The sequence below is a fragment of the Sporomusa sp. genome, from assembly GCF_035561155.1.
Classification (GTDB): Bacteria; Bacillota; Negativicutes; order Sporomusales; family Sporomusaceae; genus Sporomusa.
In genome coordinates this window covers 1-25,247 of the sequence record NZ_DATMYD010000080.1, presented here as the reverse complement: position 1 = coordinate 25,247, position 25,247 = coordinate 1, and the positions used below count along the sequence as shown (strand labels likewise).

The following is a 25,247-nucleotide window of genomic DNA, read 5'->3' as shown; positions in this document are numbered from 1 at the left end:
CGAGCGCCTGTGGCACTCCCGCTTTTTTTTGCTTAAACACAGGTTTCTAAGTTTATCACGACTGCAGCCTGGCAGTGACACCTTCTACCAAACCGTAGATATGCTCAGCCAAGGCAAGTGGCAATGCTCCCGTACCACAGCTAGGCGTCCAGATCATGCTTTGCCGTAAAATAGCAGGATCAATACCCTGCTTGGCTAATTCGGAGGCCTGTTCATCAAATCGGGCAAGAATAGATGCCGGTGTCTCCTGCCATGCCTCCTCGGAGGTTGGTATAAGACCCCAGGCCAGCTTGCCGCCCTGTTGCAAATATCGAGCCAGACCTTCGGCCTGCAGCGCCATACCGGTAAAGTAATGGTACGCGTCAAAGCTAATCACATCCAGCGGCAGCTCAAAAAGCATCGACCAGTCAATCCCAGCGCAAGCATGCACACCCACTCTGACGCCTTCCTGGTGCAGCGTGTCGATGATAGTGGAGAGTGCAGCAGCAGCAGCTTCTTTAGTCAGCGTTATATGGGTAGACGTACCAATCAGGAACAGGCCGGGATCATCAATAAACATCAGTACAGGCAGACCAAGCTGCTTAAGGCGTCTAGCCTCAAGTGCGGCCTGTATGGCCAGGCATTTCACCAATATTTCCCGCAGCGACTCATCATAAAAACAAGCCCGTCCGCGCTCATCTTTAATCTGCAGGCCAACAGTCAGCGGCCCGCTGATATGTCCTTTCACGCCTTCGGCCTGGGGAAAATACTGGCCGAAATGAGTAGTAAAAGCGTCCAGCCCGGCAAAAGCTTCTCCCTCCAGGGCAAACACACCTGCGGCGTCGGCATCACCGTTTAGAAACGCCATATATTGCTCATAAAACTCTACTACTTTATCCTCCCAGCCAGGGTCAAGCCGGTCAAAAACGGGGTCCTTGGGCGGCGTAACCGTCAATACGCCCATCTTAATAAGTGGTTGCACATACTGAACAACAAACCCCTGCTCAGGCATCTTGGCCGGCAGCTGCGGCCAATGTGGCCAGTGCGGCATTGCCTTAGCGATTACCTTGAGCGCCGTTACCTCGTCCTGATGCGGCAGACTCCCCAACCCGGTCGCCCGGCATGGTTTAAGCCAACTCATGTTTTTAACCTCCTACATCTCAAACTGCAGGGGGCGGTTCTTGCTTCTTTAATCAGCGAAGCAGAAGAACCGCCCCCTGCTTATTTTTTAATCCCGCTGGAGCAACACCGCCGCAATAATCGCCGTCAGAGGTATGGCACAAATCAGTCCGATACTACCAGTAAGTGCCCTGGCAAACTCGGTAACAATCATGTTTAGGTTAAGTATTTTTAACATAGGTGCATTCTGCTGTGAGGCGATTAACAGCATGAGCGGCAACGAACTACCGGCGTAGGCGAGAATCAATGTATTAGACATTGTCCCCATGATATCCCTGCCAACATTCATGCCAGCCCGAACCAGTTCCTTAAAGCTAATAGCCGGATGTACGCTCTTGACCTCATATACAGCGGAGGCGATGGAAATAGTAACATCCATAACAGCCCCTAATGCGCCAAAGACCATGCCGGCGAACAGCACGCCCTGAAAATCAATGTAAGACAGCGTTGACGCTTTAAGCAGCATGGCTTCCTCTGAGTCCAGCCCGGTTAGATGCATAAGTTTAATCGCCAGCATTGAGAGCACTCCGGCAATCGCCACACCGCCAACCGTACCCAATACGGCAGCCAGTGTCTTTTTAGACAAACCGCTTATGACAAGCTGGGTTGCCACGGCAATCACTATTGCCACTGCCAGCGTTAAGAGCGTCAGGCTGTACTGATTGGCAAGTACCTGACCAATAAAGATCTTAAAAATCAGCAGCACCGAAAAAGCAATCACCATTACTGACTTAGCACCGATAAAGCCGCCAAACACGACCAGTGCCAGTACAAACAAGCCCCCTAAAATGTACACATAATCAAAGCGGTCAAAGTCACTGACATGATAACTGGTTTTCCCCAGATCATGGGTAACCGCGACAATAACCTTGTCTCCGGGTTTGACTTTAATCTCATACGCTGAGCGCTCTGAAACAAAATTAAAAGTATCTACAACCTTGCCGGTTTCCGGACCACTTGTCAGCTGTATACTGACAAGCTCGCCTTTGGCCATCTGATATTGCTTCTGCATTGACTGATCAAGCGGACCGACAAAGACCACTATGCCCTTTTCATACTCAACCGGTGAGACTGCCGGGGCGGCATGCAGAATGCCGGCTGACAATATCATTACCAAGATTAACAGTAGCAGCTTTTTCAAACTAACCCTCCCAGTCCAAAACTTTACCTTCATATTAGCCCACTTGAGATTATCTTGCAACTAAAAAAACCGGTGAAAGCAGACATTAAAAAAACGGCAGGGATAGCCCCTGCCGTTTTAATAGCACCGTTAATAGCGTGATTCGGGTAAGCCAAAACTGTAGACAATCTTAGGGCCAGTGCCATCATCAGGACCATTTTGGGCATTGACTGGCGCCACGTCGACCGGAGGCTGACTATCACCGCTATTTTTCTCTTTGTCAACTATCTTGCCTTGATTTAACAATTGCGCCAGTTCCTCGCCTTCGAGCGTTTCCCGCTCTAAAAGCGCATTGGCAACCAGGTGCAGCTTTTCGATATTGTTCTTAAGCATCTCTTCGGTTTTAGTGTAGGCAGCTTCAATCAAGCGCCGAACTTCCTTGTCAATTGAGTATGCTACTTCTTCACTATAGTTGCGGTCACGGGAAATATCCCGACCCAGGAAGACCTGCTGTTCCTGCCGGCGGCCAAACGTAATTGGCCCTAATACTTCACTCATGCCATACTCGGTAATCATCTTACGTGCCAGATCGGTAGCACGTTCCAAGTCATTTTGCGCACCAGTGCTGATTTCACCCAGTACAACAGCCTCCGCAACCCGCCCACCAAGGAGCGTATTAAGTTGCTCAAGGAGTTCGGTCCTGGTAGCATAGTAACGGTCTTCCTTCGGCAGCATCAGCGTGTAACCGCCAGCCCGTCCGCGTGGAATAATAGATACTTTGTGCACAGGATCGGTATGGGTTAGCATCATGCCGACAAGCGCATGACCGGCTTCATGGTAGGCAGTAAGCTTTTTCTCTTTGTCGCTGATAACCTTAGACTTGCGCTCAGGTCCTGCGACTACCCGCTCGACAGCCTCTTCAAGCTCCGGCATTTCGATACGACGCTTATTGCGCCGGGCAGCCAATAGTGCTGCTTCATTAACTAAGTTACTCAAATCGGCACCAGTAAAGCCTGGAGCGCGACGCGCCAGCACGTCAAGGTCAACTTCCTTGGCGACAGGCTTGCCCCTGGTATGCACTTTGAGTATCTCCAGCCTGCCTTTTACGTCAGGACGGTCAACCACAATCTGACGGTCAAATCGACCAGGACGCAACAGAGCCGGGTCAAGAATGTCCGGACGATTGGTGGCGGCGATGATAATAATACCTTCATTGATACCAAAGCCATCCATTTCAACAAGCAGCTGATTTAACGTCTGCTCACGCTCGTCATGGCCGCCGCCAAGGCCTGCGCCCCGCTGCCGGCCAACAGCGTCAATCTCATCGATGAACACAATGCATGGGGCACTTTTCTTGGCTTGCTCAAATAGGTCCCGCACCCTTGATGCACCAACACCGACAAACATCTCAACAAAGTCAGAACCACTGATGCTAAAGAATGGTACACCGGCTTCACCGGCTACCGCACGCGCCAGCAGTGTCTTACCTGTGCCTGGCGGTCCAAATAAGAGTACACCTTTCGGGATACGCGCCCCTAAATCGTTAAACTTCTTAGGGTGCTTTAAGAACTCAACAACCTCTTCCAATTCCTGCTTGGATTCATCGGCTCCGGCGACATCGCCAAACGTAACCTTGGTTTTCTCCTCGCCATGCAGTTTGGCCCGTGACTTGCCAAAAGACATTACCCGGTTGCCGCCGCCTTGTGTCTGCTGCATGATAAAGAACCACACACCAATTAACAAGAGCATTGGCAGAATAGATGAGAAAATAGTCGTCCACCACGGCGGCTGGGGCGGCTGTTCCGCCTTAATGTCTACACCCTTATCCCGCAGTTGGTTAATCAGGGTAGGATCATTTGGAGCAATGGTGGCAAACTCTTGCCCGTCTTTAAGCTTGCCGCGAATGGTATTGTCAACAATCGTCACCCGCTCAACCTTCTGCTCTTCCACCTGTTTCAAAAACTGGGTATAGCTGATTTCCTGTTTTGGGGTCGTCCGTGATGAATAATAGTCGATTATCGAAATGGCTATAATGATAATCAACAGGTAAAAACTGACATTCCGGAAAAACTTGTTCAACAAGTAGCCCTCCTCTCGCTGGACCACAAAAACGGCGTTAGAAACATGTTACTATTCATATCGCATAATTATAGCATACTAAGTAATAATTGACAATTAAGGAAAAACATTTATCCCTCATAGGCTTCCGGCTTAAGCACACCGATAAACGGCAGATTGCGATACTTCTCAGCATAATCTAAGCCATAACCGATAACAAAGTAGTCGGGGATAGTAAACCCATTGTAGGCAATCGGCACCTCCACTTTACGGCGGTCAGGCTTATTTAAGAGTGTACAGATTTTAATGCTGGCAGGCTTACGCGACCAGAGGTTCTCCATCAGATAGTTTAGCGTCAGCCCTGAGTCAATAATATCTTCGACAATAAGCACATGCTTGTTTTCCACGTCTTCGTCCAGGTCTTTTAAAATCCTGACAACGCCACTGGACGAAGTAGCAGCACCATAACTCGAAACAGCCATAAAATCGATCGCTACAGTCTGATTGATGGCCCGGGCCAAGTCAGCCATAAAGATGACAGCCCCGCGCAAAATGCCAATCATCAATATTTCTTTGCCTGCATAATCAGCAGTGATCGCTTCGCCCAATTCCTTAATCCGGGCAGCGAGCTCTTCCTCACTAAACAATATCTTCTCCACGTCATCCATCATATTATTACTCATATTCAAATTTCCTCCTGTTTAGTAATAGTAAGCTGCAAAATTTTTTTTGTATTGCTAGTGATTCGGCCATGTTCACTCTGGCGATAGCCGGCTATCCAGATAATTTCCTGCTGGTCAGAAATAACTGGAACAGAATCCCGCTCTGGTTCAGGTACCTTAGAGTCAATAAAAAACTCTTTGAGTTTCTTGCTGCCGTTAAGCCCGAGCGGCCGAAACCGGTCGCCCGGCAGACGCGCCCTTAGGGTAAGCGGCAAACAGAGTTGTTCAAGGTCAAATACTGCTGCTTCCCGCCCCTGCCTTGCGGACGGCGCAGAAACAATCTCTGCTGATACTGCCATTCCCTGTACCCTTGTTATACCAGGTACAGCTACTTCTGTCGGCGCAGCAGCCAATCTGTGATCCAACCTGCTTGCACAGTCTGCCGCCATTGCCAATTCCAGTGTCGTATATGTTTTCCTGGCGTTCAGTCCCCCTGGCAGTGTCATCTGTGATCCGACCGTACCTAATAACGCCATATTGATTAATTTTTCCACATGGGCAAAGCTTATTCCTGTCAGTGCTCCGCGTTTTTTCTCGATAACCTGCCGAACACACTCGCGCCGCACCGCCGGGTGCAGATCAGCTAAAGCCTGGCTGTTAATGGTGGCTTTGCTGCCGTCGTCGATTACGACTGTTCCCCATAGTTTGGCAGCTTCCTGAAAAATATAGTCATGCTCATCACCGGCCAGTACCGCCAGCCGCCATAACGCCTCGCGTATGGCCGGATTATAGTCGGCCTCCAAGGCTGGCAGCAGGTTCAATCTAACGCGATTTCTCAAATAATCGGTCGTAAAATTGGAACTGTCCTGTCGGGGATCTAACTTATGCAAAGCGCAATATGTTTCAATCTCCAAGCGGCTTACTGGCAGCAGTGGTCTCACAATGCCGCCGCTAAGCGGACGCATGCCTCTGAGTCCACCGCTACCGGCACCACGGAGCAGATTGATCAGCACTGTTTCCACCTGGTCATCACGATGATGGCCTGTGGCAATCTGTGCCCCACCCCACCGCGCGGCCACTTGGCGCATATATTGGTATCGAAGCAGTCTGCCGGCTTCCTCTGCTGACATTTTATTGGCCTTACGATATGCTGGAACATCGATAGACGTAACATGACATGCAAGCCCCAGATCAGCAGAAAAATCAGCGACAAATTCTGCTTCTAATGCTGCCTCGGGTCGGAACATATGGTTTACATGGGCCACGGCCAAAGAAAAGCCATATTCATCTTTCAGTATGTTTAGCATATGCACCAGTGCCAACGAATCAGGCCCACCCGAGCAAGCCGCCAGAATCCGGCTGCCAGGCACAAATAGCTTATGGCTGTTCACCCATGCCTTTACTTTATCAAGCATACCCTATCCCCGGCTCTCTACCTGATAGTCTGTGTTGGCGCGTGTTAAGCGATACAAAGTAGAACTTACAAAAATACCAAAAGCAATAGCTCCCCCGGTTAAGAGCGTCAACATGCCCATCGCCACACCCTCATTATACTGGCCTTCCACCATAAAGCGCATTGAAGTATATGCCTCCCGGCCCGGTACTAAGGGAATAAAGCCAGGCACAATAAAAATTGTTGCTGGTTTCTTTAAGAATCTGGCTAAGAGTTCTGCTAGCAGTCCTACAGCCAGGCTGCCTAGAAAGCTGGCCATAATACTGCTGACACCACTCAAAACCACAAAATACATAACCACCCAGCCCACTACACCAGTAACACTGGCATATACAAGCAGATTGCGGGGAATGCGGTACAACACACCGATAGCAATGCTCATAGCCAAGACAGCAACTACCTTAACAAAAAACATACTTCACCCCGCTCAATATGCGCTGACTGCCAAAATAATAACAACCCCCATGGCTACCGCTGCAGAGGTAAGCGCGGCCTCCAGGCCGCGTGATAACCCGCTTAGAAGGTCACCGGCAATCACGTCCCGAATCGCGTTAGTTATCGCCACACCCGGCACCAGCGGCATGATACCGCCCACAACAACATTATCCGGCCTGAGTTCCGGCCACATATGATGAAACAGCACCCCTACCAACGCGGCTGTCATACCACCTAAAAATTCGAAAGTGAACTTAACACCATGCAGGCGGGAAATAACATGAGCAATATACCGGACAGTCAGTGCTGTGGCGAAAGCAGCCAGGCTCTCAAATATGCCGGCATTTAATAGAATTGCGGCTGACCCGCCGACTACCCCGGATGCCAGCATAGACGGCACAAGCGAAAAACCGGTACGTTCCCTGGCAATTCTCTCGAACTGGGCATATGCGTCTTGGTAGTCTATCCGTCTGTCCGAAAGCCGCCGGGATAACTCATTCACCTTGGCAATACGATCAAGGTTAATTGTCCGGTCATGTACCCGCCGCATAATTGTGCTTGTCCTGCCGGTTCTATCGGTTACAGTGACAAATACACCGGTAGGGATGACAAAACTCTCCACCTTTACTGCGCCTAAAGACCGGGCAACATGAAACATAGTTTCTTCTACCCGGCTGGTCTCGGCCCCATTTCTCAGCATAATCTCCCCGGCCAGAATCGTTATGTCTATTATCTGTTCTAACAGGATTTGCATACTTACCCCCGCCGCAGCCTGTTTTAGTTGTCAATTCGCGCCTGCAGGCCTAATTTCCTGCCATAAATTAGACATTATGGTAGTCTTTCCTATGTCAGCGAAAAATAAACGGGGCAAATTGAGTCATGGAACCGTCCCTGACTCAATTCACCCCACACCGCTACTGCACAATACCCGGCCGCTCGGCCACCCTGGCTACCAGCACGGCCATATCATCTTTCGCCACACCGCCCGCTAGGTCGATCGCCTGTTTTAACAACCTTTCGGCAATATCCTGCGGCCGCTCGCTGCCTGTGCGGCGAAGGAAGTTTGCCACCCATGTTTCCCTGTCGGCACCACGAGCCGCATCAATCACCCCATCACTTACCATAACCACAATATCACCCGGTGCTAATGTCCGTCTGACAGGTTCGATTTCGATATTCTCCAGTATTCCCATAGGCAGCGCGGCTGGATTAATTGTCGATACTTCCCGTACCCTTTTCACATAGCTTGGCGCCGAACCCACCTTCAAAAACTCTGTTTCGCCGGTAAACGTGTCCACCACTGCCATATCCACTGTAGCAAACATATCTCCCGGCATTTTTATCATCAACATCGAATTAACTGTCTTAACAGCTGTATCGACTTCGAAACCTGCCGCCAGCAGCTGCTGCAAAAACTTTACAGCATGTCCGCTCCCGCTAGCCGCAGCTTCACCACTACCCATACCGTCACTTAAGATGAGTGCCGTTCGTCCCCGGCTAACAGGCTGGGCGGCGCAGGTATCGCCAGATACCCCGCCTGTCTCTTTCGCCACCGTTGCCATGCCTGTTTCCACATAATAGCGCTCAGCTAATTCCATCGTCAGTTTACAATTCTTGTGACGCACCTTACTGCCGCATTCAGTGTGCAATGCCATTTTCTCCTGCAATAGATTGGCCGTAAGCGGCAAAATCGTATTAACACATTCCCGCGTTCCACTGCACACACCTTTCTGCGCCTCTACTGTCACCTTACCCCGTTCCCCAATCACCCGTACTCCACTTAGCGAACAGCCTAGCACAGCTGCCCGTTCTGACAACATCTCGGCAACTTCAGTATCTGTCTGCGGCCCCTTTTTTAGCTCCTGCGCCAGATTACCGATGATGACCCCGGTGGCCTTCATTTGCTCAACAGCCACCTGGCGGCACTCTGTCAGCTTTTTGTGCCAGTACCAATGTGTTCTATTGCTTTCCGCCACCTGACTGACAAGATCAACCAGCGCCTGGCGGCTTACGCACATTCCTTTGATACTATCAGGAATGGTGCCGGCCTTAAGCTTCCCGGCCTCAGCCAAAGCCAACATATCAAGCATGGCCTGGTAGGTCTGATAAAAATCACGATCCCAGCATTCGCTCCGACGTCCACACGGCCCGCAGACCCTTTCCCCGACTGCCGACAGCATATGCGCCAGCTGTCCATCTTTAATTTTTTCATTATAAGCAGCATTTTCCTTGGCACTACCGGAGTCAAAAGTCCCGGATAAATCTTTAAAAATATCAGCAATATTGGTTAGCTTGTCCACTGCCGCGTTAATAGTCTGCTGCGCGGCTTCGGCGCTGCCGGTCTCGTCTGTGCAGTTGTCCCGCCATTGGCTGATCTTGGCAGCAGGCACCAGCATAAAGGCTGCTCCGGCCACCGATGCTTCTACGAGTGCCAGGAGCAGTTCGCCCGGCTGACCCATATATAACACTGCAATAGCGCTACCTAAAATAAAACCTAACAGCACGGCCGGTTTTCCCATTCCCCGGAATAATCCGCCCAACATTCCTGCCAGGGCATACATAGCGATTGACGAAGCAGCATCGCCATCACTTAAGCCAATAACCAGCCCGGTAACAATTCCTACTGAGGCACCCAGCCCAGAACCACCACTGAATGCTAGCGTCATAGCAATGAGCGATCCGGCAATATTGCGCACACTATAGTCATATATCGTTAAGCTGCCCAAACCGGCAACAGCGGTGGCCAGCATAATTATGCCGCAAATCAGGTTTTCAGCGCTTGCCTGACGAATCTTGTTGTTATTCAGGAACAGAGGCGCTCCATATTGAAAAATAAAGGCCAATATCATACATAACGTTGCATCAAACACGACCAGCATGGCGCCGTATAGTGACGACTCCCGCCAGGACGTAAGCGCCATACCGCTCAGTAATACACAGCCAAACATAAACAGCGGGATAGCCTGTACCTTTCGCTCATACCGCGAAAGCTTGTCTGACAAGCGCCAGTAGAGAAGCATTGACAGCAAATATATAACTCCCTCCTGATAGAATCCTGCGCTAAGCACACCGGCCAGAGCCCATACCCCCACAGCTGCCGCCCGCTCCCTGGCTACCCCGGCCATGGCGGCAAACAAAGCCAACCCGAACGGAGCTACCTCTCCCATGAGCGAAACCCGCCCAATTAAGAGAGCCAGGAGATTTACCGGCAGATTCTGCTGGTGAAACAGTGCCCTTAAGCTCAACTTAACCCAGTCAAAAAAATCCCGCCAGGGAAAACCGGGCTTGTCCTCGGGCACAGAGTCTGCCGACGGCCTGACAGGCGGCACTTGTAGGATTTCTTCAGGCAGGGTAATAACAGATACTTTTGGCATGATTTTTCACCCCTGTAAAAAAGTGTCTTGCACCGTGTCTAGAATTTTACATAAATTACCATTAAAATGTTTGTCTATTTACGTCACCCTGCCAATAAAAAAATCCGACATGAAAGGTATGCTAAAATGCAAAAAACCACCTGACCAATCATGGCCAAGTGGTTTCCATTCTATCTCTCAGGTTAAATTATTCCATTTTTTGTCGATAATCATAATAAAAGCTTTGGCTTTATGCCAATTTATTTATTCAGCCCGGCGTGCTGCACTGCCACCGCCGCCGCCGCCAGCTCCACCGCCCCGGCCACCATTGCCGCCGCGTTTGGAATCGGTGTTGCGCTTCAAATCAGTCAGACGCTCATCGCTGTCTTTTAAAAACTTGCTCAGCTTATCTTCAAAAGTCAAGCTATTCACTCTATTAGAGCGGCGGAAATCGTTGGAATGCTGCTTTCTTGGCGCAGGAGGCTGCAGCTGCTTAATAGAAAGGCCAATTTTGCCGCGATCGTCTACAGATAAGACCTTAACTTTAACCTTGTCTTGTTCTTTCAAAAAATCTTTGACATCGCGGACGTATACGTCAGCAACTTCAGAGATGTGAATTAATCCTACCTTCCCACCCGGCAACTCGACAAAAGCGCCAAAGTTTGTTATGCCGGTCACAACTCCTTCTACAACACTGCCAACTTCAATGGACATACTAATCAAACTTCCTCCTTAAAATCTTTCGTACTTTTAATACATTCTATTTTGGAACCCGCAATCCATATTATACTCTTGATGGTGAAAATGTGTCAAGGAATGGCGCTTTACCTGGCCGGAATATAAGGAACTTCTCCCGGCTTTACCAAGCCGAGCTGTTCACGGGCCACTTTCTCGATATAATCTGTCATACTTAGCTTTTCCTTCTCAGCAGTCAGGCTTTTATTGACCCCGTCGATCTCAGCCATCCGGGTATTCACCGCTTCCATTTCGCGGCGAATTTTATAGAGCTCAGTCTGCTGAAGAATGATCATATAACAAAAATACCCAGCCATGATCAATATACATAGCCTAAACCAGCTAAACCGTTTTGATTTCTTGCGTTTTTGCGCCATAACATCACCATACTGCGTTTGATGTTAACTGTATTCGCTCTTTAAACGGCAAATCCTCTTTATTTCTGGTAAATTATATGAAAATATCATGGCGGCGGCGCTTCTTCCGGCGGCGGAGGCGGCGGATGGCGCTTTTTATACCAGTCTGAGCACTTTCTACTTGTATACCGGAAGGGGAAAAATGATGCCCTTACAACGAACCGTACAGGTTTAACGCAAGCAAACACAAATACACGTTTTGTAGTATGCCAGAGTCTGCCGATTAGCTTAAAGACCATGATAATCAATTTAAGAAAGTGGCGGCTGGCCAGGCGATAATAGGCAGCTACTCCCGTAATCATAGCAATAAATACATAAAACCGCAGCTCACCCCAATTGCCAAGGATAAGCGCCAAAAACGCAATACCTGCCGCAACAAGCCAGTATAATAAATCAGCAACAGAAGTAATCAGCCACGGGGGCCGGAAATATCCCCGCAACACCCGGTATGTGTCAAACAACACGCCTAGCAAGATTCCTGTTGCGGCAATAAGCAAGAAGGTATTCACCTGTGTTGAAAACTCCACCTGTTCACCTCCCTGTATATGATTGCAATCTCAGCCTTAACGCCAGCGCAGTGACCTATACCGGCGAAATAATTGCCTGCCAACAGCAGCAACCGCGACAGCTGTCATAACAATACCCCAGCCTAACGCCGAAGCAATTTTTGTCCAGCTTTCAGCCGCTAACCCACCTGGCGGCCAACGCCCGCTTACCCCATACCAATTACTTACTACCCGCTCAACATACTCCGTTGTCTCGGCGTATGGCGGAATGCCGCCGTACTTGTCAACAGCCCCCGGCCCGGCATTATAGGCAGCGACTGCCAATTCAGCACGACCGCTGTAGCGCTTTACCAGCTGACTTAGATAATATGAGCCTACAGCAATATTAAGATCAGGATCATAAAAACACTCACTGCCACATTCCCCTTCATGCCGCCCGCTGCATATCTTAGCCTGGCTGTTTACCAGGCGCCAGGTACCAGGGATAACCTGCATTAGTCCATAAGCCCCGGCCTTCGACAGAGCACGGGGCTGAAACGAGCTTTCTGCCTTAATTACAGAGGCGATCACTTCGGGATTAATACCATACGTCCTGCCAGCCTGATTGATCTTATCCGCATATGGTAGTCCGTTTATTTCCCGCATGGCAGCAGCTCCTGCCGAAAAATTTGCATACACAGCCCGGCGGCTATAGTCAGCCAGACTGACAGCCAGGCTGTATGCCGCAGCCTGGGCTGCAAGCGCCACCAGCAGCATCAGCCATAGCGACAGGATCCGGCTCCGCACGTTATTTTAAAAACCGTTCCAGCAGACCTTTTCTCTGCCGCTGCTCATCCTCGTAGCTCATGCCTTTTACTGTTCCTTCAATAACAATATTACCCTGCTCCAGATTGAGCTGCTTGATATTAAGGGCTTCGCCCTTAATAATCAGCACACCCTGCTCAGTTTCCATAATAATCTCCTTTTCATCATAGCTCCCCAGGCTGACCACCCCGTCAACATTAAGTTCTTCCCTATCAACTAGTGTCAGCTGATGCCGCCACTTTGGCGTCTTATTATCTATTGGCATAAAACTCACCCTCCCAGCCAATGCTATTTCAAGTTATGTATATGCCAAAAAATAGATTGATAGTACAAGAGATTAAGTAACGCAATCAGTCCAACCTAACTGGCCGGAGGTTTTACAATGAATGAAATAGGTTATTACTGGCAAAAACTTGCTTATCAGATTGTGCACCAGACTACCCTGTGGCTGCTCATGGTGTTTTTCACCACAGCTATTGTGGCCTGGGGCCTGGGCTCAGTTTTGGATCAGCATAATGCACGAGGGCGCGAGGCTATTTTTGCGCGCAAAACGGCGGCATTCTATGCCGCCGCTGCGCTTGGTCTGTGGCTTTTTAGTTTCATCTTTAATTGACTATTTGTGTTCGCCCACCTGGTGAATAGTTACATTGACCGATACCACCACTGGGATGGTTGGAAAAACCTCTTCATGCCAGCGGTCTTTTACTTCTTCCCATTTCTTAGGATAGTGACGCTTAAGCTCTCTGGCAAAATTTAAGACATCCACTCCCATATCCTGCTGAACCTTCAGTCCATGCTCAACAGTCTGCTTTACCTCCTCGGCAAACTGGAGTTCCAGCTTGCGGATGAATTCGGGGTTGCCGGTGTCGTGCTTATGCGGTTCAGGACAGCGCTGCATCTCCCCGATATTGCCGTACATATTAATGTCCAGGGTATAGTAAATATTGTCCCCGGACACATGTGGGTTAAGGCGGGTATCGTGCCGAAAAAGTTCAAAGGCGTAAACATAATCAGGATGGTCAGTACAACTGGTGGTAATTATGGCACTTTTCTCCAAGCCTACTATAAATCTCTCGGCCATAGTGTCGTACTCGTCAAGATAACCTGCCAGTCTGCCGTTCTTCTTTATGACAGCCGAACCGCCAAGTTTAATAATGTCATCAGCAAGCTCAATCTTCGGCAGAACGAGCGGTGCTTTGTTATCAAGCCTTACCGTAGTAAAACCAATGTCTTCGTGAGTGCCGACAACATGCGGGTTTTTGGCATAATTGCGGGCCATGTTGCCCAGGAAGAGGCCGTTCGGCTCACCGCTGGGCGGCTTGTACTCAAGGATGGACCTAGCATCACCGGGAGTAACAAACAAGCGCATTCGCCAGCGCAACTCAGTTTCCCGCATAAACCAGTCAAGCAGCTGGTCAAGCCCACCGGCTTCAAGGGCTGCTTGACTAATAACAATGACTTGGATATGCTCCCAGGCTATTGGGTTGCCCAGCTGGCCAAACATGTCTCGTGTCATTTCAAGAAACGATCTGCCGGTATTGGAAATAACATGCGTTTTGGGTGCCGAAGCGCTTCGCCGCTCTCCTTGGCTGGGCATAATGTCAAGCAACTCTACGCTCAAGCGAAACTGCTTGCCGCCATACGGCTGAACAAAGGTCTCAGGCCCGGTCTCACTGCCATCAGCTGCATCAATGGCCACTGCCAACGCAAAATGCCTGTTCTGCAGCTCCCGTTGATCCCAGCAGCCGGCAAGCGGCAGGCACACGATTGTTAGCAGCAACCAGCCGCTCAGCCGTTTTATCCTATTGACCGTGAACCACTGCATAAGTCTCAACTTCATTGATGCTCACCCAATTGGTTAATAACCACATTGACTGATACCACCAGCGGGATATACGGGAATAGTTCATCCCAGTGGTCTTTGACCTTGGCCCAGGTTTTGGGGTGGTGGGCCTTGAGCTTTGAATTAAAACCAAGAACGTCAATCCCCATTGACTGACAGGTATCTTTACCGTACAGCACTATCCGTTTGACTTCCTCAGCTGTCCTGACCTCAGTCCGACGGACAAACGCGGGATCAGACGCCCCTTTAACCTTACCTGGCACCTGGTACTCACCCAGATTTCCCCACATATTAATATCAAGGGTAAAATAGATATTATCGCCGTCTACATGTGCGTCAAGCCGGGTATCGTGCCTGAACAGCTCAAACGCTACTACCTCGCCGGGGTTGTCGCCAGGTACTGTAATAATTGCCGACTTTTCAGTAGCCCGGATATATTTTATTCCGGCCGTAGCCTGCTCATCGGCATAACCCACAAACTTATCTTTTCTAAATAAAGCCACACCACTTGCTTTCACTATATTATTAGTCATTTCCAGGCGCGGAATAGCTATGTCCTGCTTATTGTCAAGCGTGACGCTAATATTGCCGAGGTCGGTGCGCGCCCCGGCAATATGGATGTTTTTGGGATGATTGCGGAGGATATTGGCCAGATAGATGCCGCCGGCCTCTTTGTTTGGCGGCACATATTCAAGGATTGGCCGGGCCTCGCCTGGCGTAATATACATTTTTATCCGCCAGCGCATCTCGGCATCCCGCAAAAACAAATCAATAACGGGTTTTATCCCTGCTCTCTGTACAGCCGCTTCACTAATGACAATGGCCTGGATATGTTCAAAATAAAGCGGTTTGCTAGATTGACCAAGCATATCGCGCAAAATCTCAAAGGTGGACTGCCCGGTATTGGACAGTACAAAGGTTTTACCTGCTTTGCCACTGTCGCCTTGCTGACTGTCGCCTCCTGCCGGCGCCAGCCGCAGAATCTGCATGCTGACCCGGTACCGCTTGGCGCCATGCGGCTGGACAAAGGTCTCTGTCTGTTTGGCGGCCTGGCTCTGCCCTGGTTTTTCACCAGCCTCTGCCGTATCGATGGCCACCGCCATAACAAAGTTTCTGTCCTGCAGTTCGCGCCGGTCCCAGCAGCCGCCGATGAGCATAGCAATAAGCGCAACAAGCAGTATACCTGTCAGTCGTCCTTTACCCCCCACCTGACGCCACTCCCCGTTCGCGCCGCTTAGCAAGCAAATAGACAAGCGGCATTATACCAAATGAAAACCCGAGTCCCAACCAGGATACAACCTTATCAGCCAGCTTAACCAGTTCCAGGCCATCCATCACAGTAGCACCAACAAAAATAACCGGTGTGAGCGCCAGCACCCATGGCCGGTGGTCAGCAAACCCCCATATTCTGGCCAGCGTTTGGCTAATTACATAAACAAATATCGCCATGGTTTTAAAAACAGAAGGGATCCACGCGATAAGCAGGTAGTTTTCCAGCCGTTCAATGAAAGTGCCTGGCAGTTCGACACTTCTTACCACTACCAGTGTCGGGAACGACTCATTTTTTACCGCCTCCACCGTCATCACGCCCACCGTTAAAACAACGATTACTATACTTGTAATCACTATGAAAGCAATTGCAATCGCCAGCGCCATTGTAAGATTACCTTTTGTCCTGTTAATCAAAGGAAATAATAGCAAGATTATCTCATAACCGCCATATACACCCCAGGTACCGAGAGCTCCCTGCAGGATACCGAGCGGCTTATCTGTCCAAAACGGCATGAGGTTTTCCGGCTGAAAATTAAATATCCCCAATATCCAAATGGTGCCCATCATCATTGTAGCAATAAAGAAGTTAAACTCAGTTACCCGGATAATTGTCCCCAAGTCCTGGAGCGCGCAGTAGATAACAACACCCAGCATGCCCATGATAATAACATCACTGGGTGTCCGATCAAACATAAAAAACGTCACTGCCCTGCTAAACTGGTTAAAGTTGACCCACGTAACGACAAGAAACAGGCTGATCAATACACCAATGACGGCCAATCCCGCCCATTTGCCTAAGAGCTGCGGCAGGTAAACAGTATAGTCGCGGTCAGGATAGAGTTCTCCCAGCTTCATCATAATCCAGGCAGCGATAAAGAACGCTCCGCCGCCAAGGATTATACTCACCCAGGCAAACTGCTCAGCCTGGGGCACAAGCTTACCTGGCAGCCCAATGATCTGTCCGCCAAACATGGCGGCAGTAACTAACACGCCAAACTGGGCAACCGACATTTTGCTTTTTACTTCAAGATTGGCCATAGCCCTAGTTATCTCCTCGCCGTTTCATATCCTGAGCACCAAACTCGACCGGCCTGAGTTTCATGAATTTTTGCGGCAACCGGACAAGCCCTTCTTTCCAGTCAGGCCACAGATCAACATCCAGGATGCCGCCAAGATAGGACTCGCCGAAATTCCTCAGCGAACATAGGTGCACTGTGACAAAAATGAGCCCCAGCATAACACCATATAAGCCCAAAGTGGCGGCCAGAAATAAGATGGGCAACCGCAGAGATCTGAGCGCCAACCCAAAAGAATAATAAGGCATAACATAGGACGCAATGGCAGTAACAGAAGTGACAACAACCAGGAGCGGATTGACCAGGCCAGCTTGGACAACAGTTGTCCCAATAACAAAACCACCGACCATGCTGGCTGCACCTGCCAGTTTTTTAGGCAGCCTGGCCACCGCCTCCTGAAAGAGTTCTAACAGCACCTCCATCATGATGGCTTCCAAGAAAGAAGGAAACGGGGTACGCAACCTGAGCTCAGCAATGGAAATGGCTAGACCTGTGGGCAGCATGCCGGGATGGAAAGACACGACAGCAATATAGAGCGCCGGCGTATAGATTGCGATAAAGGCTGCCACATGACGGGTAAAACGGATAAGACAGGCCACCGAAGCCGGCATGGTATAGTCTTCTACAGCATGCATAATGCTGGCATAAGTAGCAGGCACTATGATGGAGGCCGGCGTATTGTCAACAATTATACCTACCCGGCCTTCGTAAACGGCAGAAAGCATTTTCTCCGGCCGTTCGGTTGATTCAAGCTGAGGAAAAGGCGTCCACGGGTGCTCCACCATGGCATCTTCAACAACTTTGGACACTAATACCTTGTCTGTACTCAAGCTTTTTAAGCGCCGTTCGACTTCTTCGCTAAGTCCCGGTTTGACCAGGTTGGCAGAATATACAATCGCAACCCCGGTTTTGCTGCGCTCACCTACTTCGACAATACGAACTTTTATATTGGGGTCTTTGGCCCGACGGCGGATAAGCACAATATTATCAACTAACGTCTCGTTAAAAGCGTCTTGCGGCCCGCGAATATTTTCTTCAATATTTGCTATACTGACATCCCGTTTGACATGTTTGGTTGCGCCGACTGACAATATATCGGCAATACCGTCTATCATGACAAGGGCATTACCGCTCATTACCGCTTCGACAGCATTGTTGGCGTATATTTCAATATTAACGGTAGCCACAGTCAATTTTTCTTCAATAAACTGCTGTAAATCAAAATTGCTCGTCTTGGCTTGCATGAGCGGTTTTAAAATATTATCTTCCAGAGTGGGGGTATCGGTCATACCATCTAAAGAAACTAACAATGCCTGCCGCCCGGCTGTTTTAAAAAAGCGGAACTTGACATCATCACAATCGCGAAATACCGTCTTTAAGAGCTGAACATTCTGCGCAAGCTTAGGCGTAAACACAAACATGTCATCACCGGGAGCCGGCACGGCCCTAATATCAGCAACAATACGGGACATGTCTTCGCCCAGTTCGGCGCTGTCTTGTGTCAGTTGCCTTAACGCAGCCACGCGTGTCCTTAATGTATTGAGCGCATTGTCTGGCAGAATATCTGATAGTTTGCCAACAGTGTGCCTGTTGTCTTTATTGGTTTTACCCACTGCCCAGACAGCCTCCTTAGCGTTCCAGTGTGCCAATAGCCAGCGCCATGTTGCTTAACAAAACATCTTTAACAAATTGCGCCTGCGGCTCTTCACAGCGGATAATCAACACAACCTCGCCACAATCAGCCCTGCTGGTTAACGTTATACGTTGCGCCCGTTTTTTCTGCATAGCAATAATCGAGATTACCAGCCACAGACTCGTCCCCGCAAAAAAGCCAATTATCCCCCAAATGATCGGCCCCCAATACCAGACAAAGCCATATATTGTTGCCAATACCATGGTAGCTGTGCCAAAGGCCAGTGCTCCGCCTAAGAGACTTGCTCCGTCAGTCTCATTGATTGAGTCAAAAATCCAGCCAGATGACTGTTGACGTTTTAGCGGTACAGCCATGATTTTGTCTTTGCCTAAACCTTGTTCTTCCAGTTGGGCAATGGCTACTTCCAGATAGAGTGAATGGTTATATGTTGCGATAATATACATTGAATCTTGCCTTCCGTAGATAGTTGTGCGATTTGTTACAGAGGCATCTGAAACCTGGCGTCCTGGTAATCTTGGCGTAAAAACTGGGCTTGTTCCCGGTCAAATAGCTTATTATATTCGATACAATGTTCGTAAGCGTCAAATAGGGCAAAACAGTACACCGAAGGGATAAACAACAGCCATTCCGGATCGGTCGCCAGCGTTGCCTGGCTAAACTGGCCAAGTACAGTCAGATGCACTGCAGGCAATACACCCGAATAGAATACAGTTACCAGCCAAGCTACGATAATCGCTACGGCGGTACTAAGTCTTGTCGTATAGATATGCCCCAGACCCGGCATAAGAACTGACCAGGCAATCGCCATATACGGCAGTCTCTTGTCCAATAGATTGATACCGAGCCCGTTGATTACCTGCGGTCTGATGCTGAGCGGCTGGTTCCGGCTGATTTTAGCCACTTTATTTAGTTCAATCGTCAAGCGGTAGCTGCACCAGATACCTATAATATACATGGGACAATACAAGAGCAGCCACCGGGTGTCCAGTACGGCAGCACTCATCTCGAACCTGCCGGTAAAGGCGTAGATAATGGCCAAATTCAGGTTAGAGTTAATATTAATAACAAACTCCCAGATAACCAAAAGATAGCCTTTGGTATAGCTGCCCAGAGAGATAAAGCCAAAGCCGGGGAAGGCTGCCGACCACCAAGCGATCAGACCGGGCGAGCGCCGGTGAATAACCGCAGTATTATAAAAGGTAATATTGGCGCTTTCGCGGCGGGCAATTCTGGACATAAAAGCCTCCTTCCCGGTTATTCCATCAGAATGTCCGGTATTACGTTAGCGCACTAATTCCAGCGCTTTTCTACTTTTACATCTTTAAAATAATGGGTGACAATGTCTTCAGGTTTTTTACCGTCTTTCGCCATACGGTTAGCTCCCCACTGCGACAGGCCGACACCGTGCCCATAGCCTTTGCCAGCAAAGGTTACACTATCTTCACTTACTTCAATTTTGTCCAAGAGCATGGATTTTAGCTTGGTACTTTCTAAAGCTACCCTAAGCTCAGGCCCTGAGACCTCGACATTCTTATTGACCATAAGCATAGTGGCCCGCCCTGACGGCCCTTTCTGGGCAATCTCTATACTGCTGATATCGCTCACTTTTTTACCTAATTTGCTCATCGCTGCTATGACATCTTCTTTAGGGAAAACGATAGTCCAGTTCCTTACATCCTCCGGAGCTAAATCATCCGGTGACTGCACTGAATGGATATAAGGCGGCTCAGCATCCCGGTAGTTAAGCCCTTCTTTAGCTGTGGCCGTAATGCCGCCCGCTGATGCGTGAAACCAGCCCTTAATGGGCTTGCCCTGATAAGTCATAACCATGCCGCGCGTCATTTGCACGGCCTTTTTGACATTGTCGTTGACAGACTTTGCGCTATATGCCTGAAACTCTTTGATATCAGTCGAAGCCTGGGTGCCGCGATCCGGAACACCGCCTTTGGTTTCAATGGCCTCAACGGTAAAGGTACGGGCAATAATAGCCTGAGCAGCAAGCGCTTCTACCGGCCAGTCATTTTTCATCTCCCCGGCCACTACCCCAGCAATGTATTCCTCCATTTTCATGGTTTTCTTTTCACCTGTCTCATGCATAAACACGGTAATATCAGGTTCATTCTGCTGGGCTGTCTGTTTGGGGGCTGACGGGTTCGGAGGCATCTGCGGTGTTTCAGGTTTTTTCTGTGGCTGATTGCTGCAGCCCACAAGCGCCAAACACAGACATACACATACTACGAGACAAATAATACTTTTTCTGTTCATCCTAAATCCACCTCACTAAACATTTTCTTCTACGTTATTATGGCAATTAGAAGCGTGTTACATACATTTCCAAAAATTTAACACAATGATTACAAAGTTCTGTTGGTTTCTGGATTATAATGTATTTATATCGTACTCGTCATTTCTAGGAGGTATTTCCCATGCCGCTTAAGCTACCCCAATTGCTGAAAGGCATATGTAACAACGTTTTAGCCTTCAATACGCTAACACTACAAACCGGCGCCCTGTCTTTCTTTAGTGCGCCGCAGCCCTCTAAGCAGACCAACACAGCGGCAGACCTGAAAGAAGAGCTTGATATAATCATTAAAGACAAAAAAATAACCCCTGTGTACCAACCCATCGTTAATTTGAAAACAGGGATGATTATGGGGTACGAAGCCTTAAGCCGGGGTCCGGTAGGCAGTCCACTGCAATATCCTATCGAACTGTTTAGTGTTGCCGTAGATAATGGCAAATTGCTGGCTTTGGAACAAGTTTGCCGGGAAGCGGCACTAAGCCATCTAAATGACTTGGGAGTAAATCAGAGATTATTTCTCAATATGAATGCCGAGGTTGTTAAAGACCCCAATTTTCGCGGCGGTCTAACCAAGGCATTTGTGATAAAACAGGGCTTCAATCCTGAACAGGTTACGTTTGAGATTACTGAACGAACGGCCATTACTGACTTTGACAGTTTTAGCAAATCACTCAACCATTATCGTGCGCAGGGCTATAGCATTGCTATTGACGACGCCGGTGCAGGCTACTCCAGCCTTCAATCCATTGCCGAGCTCAGACCCAACTATATCAAACTTGACCGTTCAATTGTACATGACGTGGATAAAGACCCGCTCAAACAGGCTATGCTTGATGCCATGACTAAGCTGGCTGCCGTTATTCACAGCAAGATTATTGCCGAAGGGATTGAGAGTGCTGACGAACTGGCCATCCTTATTAGTAAAGGCGTCCATTATGGTCAGGGTTATTTTCTAGCGCGGCCTGGTTTTCCGCCGCCTGAAATACCACAGGAGGTGCTTGAAATGATTGCCGAGTACAACTTCCAGGATGTGCAGGCTAAATCCCGTTCCCGCAAAGGTCTCGGGGTTAGCATCGGCGAAATTGTCGAACAGATTCCTACCATCCAGCCCACCACTGTAGTAAGTGCTGTTGAAGAAATCTTTACTATAGAGCAAACGAGTGGTATTGTCATTGTTGACGGTGACCGTCCTGTTGGCTTGTTAATGAAAGATAAATTGTACTATCAGTTAGGAACCAACTACGGCATATCGCTATATTACCGCCGCCCGGTTGAACGGGTAATGGATAAACACCCGCTTATCGTCAATGCTGAACTGCCACTCGAAGCAGTGTCCCAAATGGCGATGATCCGGGAGGATTCCCACCTCTATGACTTTATCATTGTCGTAAGAGACGGAAAGTTTCTGGGAGTAGTATCCATTATGTCCCTGCTTAACAAAATCACCAATCTGCAAATCCGCCGTGCCCATAATTCTAACCCGCTTAGCGGCCTTCCGGGAAATCTGGTGATTGAGGACCGCCTGAAAGAACTGGTTGAGGCTAAGGAGCCTTTTGCGGTTATGTATCTTGACCTTGACAATTTTAAAGCGTACAATGATAAATATGGATTTGAGCGCGGCGATAAAGTGTTGCTTTTAACCTCGCAGGTGTTAAGCCGCAGTATCGGCAAAACAGGTTCTGCCGATGACTTTTTAGGTCATATTGGCGGGGATGATTTCATCATCATTACTAAACCTGAATCTGTTCAAGGCATCGCCGAGAGCATTATTGAGCTATTTGACCGTGAGATTAAAAGCCAGTATCACCCTGATGATTTGGTCAAAGGGTATCTGGAAGTCAAGAATCGCAAAGGGCAGCTTGAACACTTCCCGATAGTGTCCATATCCATTGCGGTTGTAATTAACCGGCTGCACATGTTTACTAATTACCTTGAGATTGCTGAAGTAGCCGCCGACCTGAAGAAACAGGCCAAACAGCGTGCCGGATCATGCATTGTCTGTGATCGCCGCAGCGCCGCTACTCAGGCTAACAGCCAAATAGTTTAAAAGACAACGTGCCGCGCTTGTTTGCAGCTTAGTAAGCAATGAACGCGGGCGTTTTTTTACTTAGCAAAATTAACGCCCGCTTAACCTGACGTTAACAGTCTCGCACGTAAAACATGTTAGAATAAAAATGAGATTAGTAACGAGGTGAATACTTTGTCGTCAAAAATTAAACCGGCAAAAATTTTATTAGTCTCAGCGTCAATAGGCGCCGGACATACCCAGGCAGCTCTGGCTGTTAAAACAGCCATCGAAAGCCAAGAACTGGCTGCAGCCCAAGTTGTCGACTTCATGGCTGGCGAAAACTCTTATCTTAACACTCTGGTAAAAGAGGCTTACCTCAAACTGATTGATATTTTCCCCGACATGTATGACCTTTTGTACCGTTTTTCTCAAATGCCACTGCCAGGCAGCAAAGTCCAAAGCTTTATGGCTATGGCTATGAAACGCAGTATGCTTAAACTAATTATTGCCCATCGCCCTGACGCCATTATCTGCACCCATCCTTTTCCCTGCGGCGCCGCCGCATACCTAAAGCATACCCACCGCATCAATATACCGCTCATTGGCGTTATTACCGATTTCGCCATTCACCGGCTCTGGTGTTATAACGAGACAGATTTATACTTTGTCGCTACCCCTGAACTTAAACAGGAATTGGCTATACAAGGCATTGACCAGAACCGCATTCATGCCACAGGCATACCTGTCGGCCCAAAATTCAGCCACCTGCCTGATGCACTTGAGCAGGCAGCGGTTCGCAGAGAACTAGGTTTTACCAATAATCACCCTGTTATCCTTATGATGGGCGGCGGACTCGGACTGGGAGATCTTGAACATGCAGTGCTCGCCCTTGATGCTTTGCCGCTGCCGCTCAACCTAGTGATAGTCACTGGCCGCAACGCAACACTTAGACGGAGTCTCTCAGCCAAAGCCCAAGCCCTTGTCCACCCTGTCAAAGTGCTTGGCTACACCCAGCATGTTCCCGAACTAATGTCTGCCGCTGATTTGCTTATCTCCAAACCGGGCGCTCTCACAATCAGTGAAGCACTGGCTCTACAGCTGCCCATGCTCCTGTACCAGGCTATCCCCGGCCAGGAAGAAGAAAACGCGGCTTACCTAGCCAGAAAAGGCGCAGCACTGTGGATTCAAACTACCCACAGCCTGTCCAGTACTGTCTATGAACTGATAACTAATCCTGAACGGCTAGGCTATATGCGGGAGATGGCCTCCATTCTGGGCCGTCCGGCCGCTGCCCAAACGATTGCAAATACAGTCTGGCAAAAGCTGTCTCGCACCGAAGCCGCCGCGTTGCGCTAGCATGCATGTTAGGGGACGGTCTTGCCTGACTTGAACGGGAGGAGATGACTATGAAAACTGGGTCATTACCGACAGTACATACAGAAGTGGCAGGAGCCAAACTGCTGCTTGCTGCGGTGAGTCCCCTTCAAGGCTTGTTTGACTGCCCCAGCATAACGCATGAATTCCTCAACAAGCAAGCTGTTGCTATTTTATATAACGATGGTTTAGAGCATTGCGCCTGTTTTTTGCAGAACTTTCTCGCCGAATTGAATGCCGGCGTGTATTGGGCTGATAAAGGCTGGAAAAACGTCAGTCACTATTATGAGCCGCTAACAGGTAAAGGGTTATGGCAATTCGCCACCGCGCTTGATGATTTCTCGGTTTACTTTAAGGCCGCGTTGACCAGCGCCCGGCAGTGTGATTGGGCCAAAAGCGTTTTCTTTCTGGGGGCAGCCGCTCATCTGATGCAAGACTTATGCGTCCCGCATCATGCCCGGGCTAAACTATTCTCAGGCCATAAGGAGTACGAAGGCTGGGTTAAAATCAATTATCTCGCTTTCGCAGTAGAGAACCAAGGTTTATACGCAGACAGTAAAGACCCCTACGGACTGCTCCTCAGTAATGCGCTCGCCGCCGCCGATTACCTTGAGTGGGTAACTGAAGAGAATCACACCCGCTTTCATACTGTAACTACCCATCTCTTACCCCGCGCCCAACGCACAACAGCCGGCTTATTCGAACGCTTCTGCGCCATGGCCGGCATCGACCGTACTGTCAATAGAGTCACTGTAGCCTGACTCATATCACCAACAACAAAAGCGGGATTGCCTCCCCTACGTTCGCAATGACGCCTCTTCCAACGTCATTGCTAGCGGTGGTGCGGCAATCCCTTTTTTACTCTATCCGACTCAAGGGGACGGTTATTGTGAAAAAAAATATACTGAAGGTCTCAAAAAAACGCACAACAAAATAAGCCTATCAAATAGACGAATAAAAAAGTACTGATAAGCTATTGAATATCGATAATTAAGTGCGGTATAGTTAAGTTAGCTAT

24 protein-coding genes are annotated in these 25,247 nt (G+C 49.0%); 4 read left to right on the top strand and 20 right to left on the bottom strand.

Annotated elements, in window-relative coordinates:
* Positions 1 to 55: 55 nt before the first annotated feature.
* The 13 genes from VN447_RS10355 to yabP all read right to left on the bottom strand — a co-directional run bounded on the left by VN447_RS10355 (position 56) and on the right by yabP (position 12,965).
* Positions 56 to 1,120 carry a hypothetical protein gene (locus VN447_RS10355; protein ID WP_325525275.1) on the bottom strand — a complete coding sequence of 355 codons (1,065 nt, stop codon included), beginning with the start codon at positions 1,118 to 1,120 and terminating at the stop codon, positions 56 to 58.
* Between the two features lie 87 nt (positions 1,121 to 1,207).
* Positions 1,208 to 2,299, bottom strand: coding sequence for a YibE/F family protein (locus tag VN447_RS10350; protein ID WP_325525274.1), 1,092 nt, complete (start codon positions 2,297 to 2,299; stop codon positions 1,208 to 1,210).
* Between the two features lie 129 nt (positions 2,300 to 2,428).
* Positions 2,429 to 4,357, bottom strand: a complete 1,929-nt coding sequence (gene ftsH, locus VN447_RS10345; protein WP_325525290.1) for an ATP-dependent zinc metalloprotease FtsH — start codon at positions 4,355 to 4,357, stop codon at positions 2,429 to 2,431.
* A 110-nt stretch (positions 4,358 to 4,467) separates the two neighbouring features.
* Entirely contained in the window at positions 4,468 to 5,007 is a 540-nt protein-coding gene (hpt, locus tag VN447_RS10340; protein ID WP_325525289.1) for a hypoxanthine phosphoribosyltransferase, read from the bottom strand.
* A gap of 14 nt (positions 5,008 to 5,021) precedes the next feature.
* Positions 5,022 to 6,413 (bottom strand): tRNA lysidine(34) synthetase TilS, encoded by a 1,392-nt coding sequence (tilS, locus tag VN447_RS10335; protein ID WP_325525273.1) that lies wholly within the window; start codon positions 6,411 to 6,413, stop codon positions 5,022 to 5,024.
* A gap of 3 nt (positions 6,414 to 6,416) precedes the next feature.
* On the bottom strand, positions 6,417 to 6,866 hold the full coding sequence (locus VN447_RS10330; RefSeq protein WP_325525272.1) for a threonine/serine exporter family protein: 450 nt from the start codon (positions 6,864 to 6,866) through the stop codon (positions 6,417 to 6,419).
* Between the two features lie 12 nt (positions 6,867 to 6,878).
* Positions 6,879 to 7,640, bottom strand: a complete 762-nt coding sequence (locus VN447_RS10325; protein ID WP_325525271.1) for a threonine/serine exporter family protein — start codon at positions 7,638 to 7,640, stop codon at positions 6,879 to 6,881.
* A gap of 160 nt (positions 7,641 to 7,800) precedes the next feature.
* Entirely contained in the window at positions 7,801 to 10,260 is a 2,460-nt protein-coding gene (gene spoIIE, locus VN447_RS10320; RefSeq protein WP_325525270.1) for a stage II sporulation protein E, read from the bottom strand.
* Between the two features lie 243 nt (positions 10,261 to 10,503).
* The gene (locus VN447_RS10315; protein ID WP_325525269.1) at positions 10,504 to 10,953 is read right to left on the bottom strand and encodes a S1 domain-containing RNA-binding protein; all 450 of its coding nucleotides are present in this window, start codon (positions 10,951 to 10,953) and stop codon (positions 10,504 to 10,506) included.
* Between the two features lie 110 nt (positions 10,954 to 11,063).
* The gene (locus tag VN447_RS10310; protein ID WP_325525268.1) at positions 11,064 to 11,351 is read right to left on the bottom strand and encodes a septum formation initiator family protein; all 288 of its coding nucleotides are present in this window, start codon (positions 11,349 to 11,351) and stop codon (positions 11,064 to 11,066) included.
* Positions 11,352 to 11,437: 86 nt separating this feature from the next.
* Positions 11,438 to 11,917, bottom strand: a complete 480-nt coding sequence (gene yabQ, locus VN447_RS10305) for a spore cortex biosynthesis protein YabQ (protein WP_325525267.1) — start codon at positions 11,915 to 11,917, stop codon at positions 11,438 to 11,440.
* Positions 11,918 to 11,953: 36 nt separating this feature from the next.
* Positions 11,954 to 12,682 carry a lytic transglycosylase domain-containing protein gene (locus VN447_RS10300; RefSeq protein WP_325525265.1) on the bottom strand — a complete coding sequence of 243 codons (729 nt, stop codon included), beginning with the start codon at positions 12,680 to 12,682 and terminating at the stop codon, positions 11,954 to 11,956.
* A 1-nt stretch (position 12,683) separates the two neighbouring features.
* Positions 12,684 to 12,965 (bottom strand): sporulation protein YabP, encoded by a 282-nt coding sequence (yabP, locus tag VN447_RS10295; protein WP_325525263.1) that lies wholly within the window; start codon positions 12,963 to 12,965, stop codon positions 12,684 to 12,686.
* 117 nt (positions 12,966 to 13,082) lie between these two features.
* Here yabP and VN447_RS10290 point away from each other — a divergent pair, with 117 nt between their 5' ends.
* On the top strand, positions 13,083 to 13,313 hold the full coding sequence (locus tag VN447_RS10290; RefSeq protein WP_325525262.1) for a hypothetical protein: 231 nt from the start codon (positions 13,083 to 13,085) through the stop codon (positions 13,311 to 13,313).
* Here the strand turns inward: VN447_RS10290 and VN447_RS10285 are convergent, their stop codons facing one another.
* Genes VN447_RS10285 through VN447_RS10255 form a run of 7 tightly spaced genes read right to left on the bottom strand, consistent with a single transcriptional unit; the run spans position 13,314 to position 20,810 of the window.
* Positions 13,314 to 14,540: a Ger(x)C family spore germination protein gene (locus VN447_RS10285; protein WP_325525260.1), complete on the bottom strand. Its 1,227-nt coding sequence runs from the start codon at positions 14,538 to 14,540 to the stop codon at positions 13,314 to 13,316.
* The gene (locus VN447_RS10280) at positions 14,537 to 15,751 is read right to left on the bottom strand and encodes a Ger(x)C family spore germination protein (protein WP_325525258.1); all 1,215 of its coding nucleotides are present in this window, start codon (positions 15,749 to 15,751) and stop codon (positions 14,537 to 14,539) included. The genes VN447_RS10285 and VN447_RS10280 overlap by 4 nt, the downstream gene beginning before the upstream one ends.
* Positions 15,741 to 16,853 carry a GerAB/ArcD/ProY family transporter gene (locus VN447_RS10275; protein ID WP_325525256.1) on the bottom strand — a complete coding sequence of 371 codons (1,113 nt, stop codon included), beginning with the start codon at positions 16,851 to 16,853 and terminating at the stop codon, positions 15,741 to 15,743. The genes VN447_RS10280 and VN447_RS10275 overlap by 11 nt, the downstream gene beginning before the upstream one ends.
* Positions 16,854 to 16,857: 4 nt before the next feature.
* Positions 16,858 to 18,504: a spore germination protein gene (locus VN447_RS10270; RefSeq protein WP_325525254.1), complete on the bottom strand. Its 1,647-nt coding sequence runs from the start codon at positions 18,502 to 18,504 to the stop codon at positions 16,858 to 16,860.
* A gap of 16 nt (positions 18,505 to 18,520) precedes the next feature.
* A complete protein-coding gene (locus VN447_RS10265; RefSeq protein ID WP_325525252.1) occupies positions 18,521 to 18,988 on the bottom strand; it encodes a hypothetical protein in 468 nt (155 codons plus the stop codon).
* 35 nt (positions 18,989 to 19,023) lie between these two features.
* A complete protein-coding gene (locus tag VN447_RS10260; protein WP_325525250.1) occupies positions 19,024 to 19,782 on the bottom strand; it encodes a hypothetical protein in 759 nt (252 codons plus the stop codon).
* Positions 19,783 to 19,835: 53 nt separating this feature from the next.
* Positions 19,836 to 20,810, bottom strand: a complete 975-nt coding sequence (locus VN447_RS10255; RefSeq protein WP_325525248.1) for a SpoIID/LytB domain-containing protein — start codon at positions 20,808 to 20,810, stop codon at positions 19,836 to 19,838.
* 161 nt (positions 20,811 to 20,971) lie between these two features.
* On the opposite strand from VN447_RS10255, the gene VN447_RS10250 reads away from it, so the two are divergent.
* The 3 genes from VN447_RS10250 to VN447_RS10240 all read left to right on the top strand — a co-directional run bounded on the left by VN447_RS10250 (position 20,972) and on the right by VN447_RS10240 (position 24,990).
* Positions 20,972 to 22,894, top strand: coding sequence for a GGDEF domain-containing protein (locus VN447_RS10250; RefSeq protein WP_325525247.1), 1,923 nt, complete (start codon positions 20,972 to 20,974; stop codon positions 22,892 to 22,894).
* A gap of 153 nt (positions 22,895 to 23,047) precedes the next feature.
* Positions 23,048 to 24,211 (top strand): MGDG synthase family glycosyltransferase, encoded by a 1,164-nt coding sequence (locus tag VN447_RS10245; RefSeq protein ID WP_325525245.1) that lies wholly within the window; start codon positions 23,048 to 23,050, stop codon positions 24,209 to 24,211.
* 50 nt (positions 24,212 to 24,261) lie between these two features.
* Entirely contained in the window at positions 24,262 to 24,990 is a 729-nt protein-coding gene (locus VN447_RS10240; RefSeq protein WP_325525243.1) for a zinc dependent phospholipase C family protein, read from the top strand.
* The last annotated feature ends 257 nt before the right edge of the window (positions 24,991 to 25,247 follow it).

Bases quoted from the DNA above. Each gene is read 5' to 3' on its own strand.
- VN447_RS10325 (WP_325525271.1), bottom strand. From the start codon at position 7,640: ATGCAAATCCTGTTAGAACAGATAATAGACATAACGATTCTGGCCGGG.
- spoIIE (WP_325525270.1), bottom strand. From the start codon at position 10,260: ATGCCAAAAGTATCTGTTATTACCCTGCCTGAAGAAATCCTACAAGTG.
- VN447_RS10290 (WP_325525262.1), top strand. From the start codon at position 13,083: ATGAATGAAATAGGTTATTACTGGCAAAAACTTGCTTATCAGATTGTG.
- VN447_RS10355 (WP_325525275.1), bottom strand. From the start codon at position 1,120: ATGAGTTGGCTTAAACCATGCCGGGCGACCGGGTTGGGGAGTCTGCCG.
- VN447_RS10315 (WP_325525269.1), bottom strand. From the start codon at position 10,953: ATGTCCATTGAAGTTGGCAGTGTTGTAGAAGGAGTTGTGACCGGCATA.
- tilS (WP_325525273.1), bottom strand. From the start codon at position 6,413: ATGCTTGATAAAGTAAAGGCATGGGTGAACAGCCATAAGCTATTTGTG.
- VN447_RS10255 (WP_325525248.1), bottom strand. From the start codon at position 20,810: ATGAACAGAAAAAGTATTATTTGTCTCGTAGTATGTGTATGTCTGTGT.
- VN447_RS10240 (WP_325525243.1), top strand. From the start codon at position 24,262: ATGAAAACTGGGTCATTACCGACAGTACATACAGAAGTGGCAGGAGCC.
- VN447_RS10265 (WP_325525252.1), bottom strand. From the start codon at position 18,988: ATGTATATTATCGCAACATATAACCATTCACTCTATCTGGAAGTAGCC.
- VN447_RS10310 (WP_325525268.1), bottom strand. From the start codon at position 11,351: ATGGCGCAAAAACGCAAGAAATCAAAACGGTTTAGCTGGTTTAGGCTA.
- VN447_RS10250 (WP_325525247.1), top strand. From the start codon at position 20,972: ATGCCGCTTAAGCTACCCCAATTGCTGAAAGGCATATGTAACAACGTT.
- hpt (WP_325525289.1), bottom strand. From the start codon at position 5,007: ATGATGGATGACGTGGAGAAGATATTGTTTAGTGAGGAAGAGCTCGCT.
- VN447_RS10275 (WP_325525256.1), bottom strand. From the start codon at position 16,853: ATGGCCAATCTTGAAGTAAAAAGCAAAATGTCGGTTGCCCAGTTTGGC.
- VN447_RS10260 (WP_325525250.1), bottom strand. From the start codon at position 19,782: ATGTCCAGAATTGCCCGCCGCGAAAGCGCCAATATTACCTTTTATAAT.
- VN447_RS10330 (WP_325525272.1), bottom strand. From the start codon at position 6,866: ATGTTTTTTGTTAAGGTAGTTGCTGTCTTGGCTATGAGCATTGCTATC.
- yabP (WP_325525263.1), bottom strand. From the start codon at position 12,965: ATGCCAATAGATAATAAGACGCCAAAGTGGCGGCATCAGCTGACACTA.
- VN447_RS10285 (WP_325525260.1), bottom strand. From the start codon at position 14,540: ATGAAGTTGAGACTTATGCAGTGGTTCACGGTCAATAGGATAAAACGG.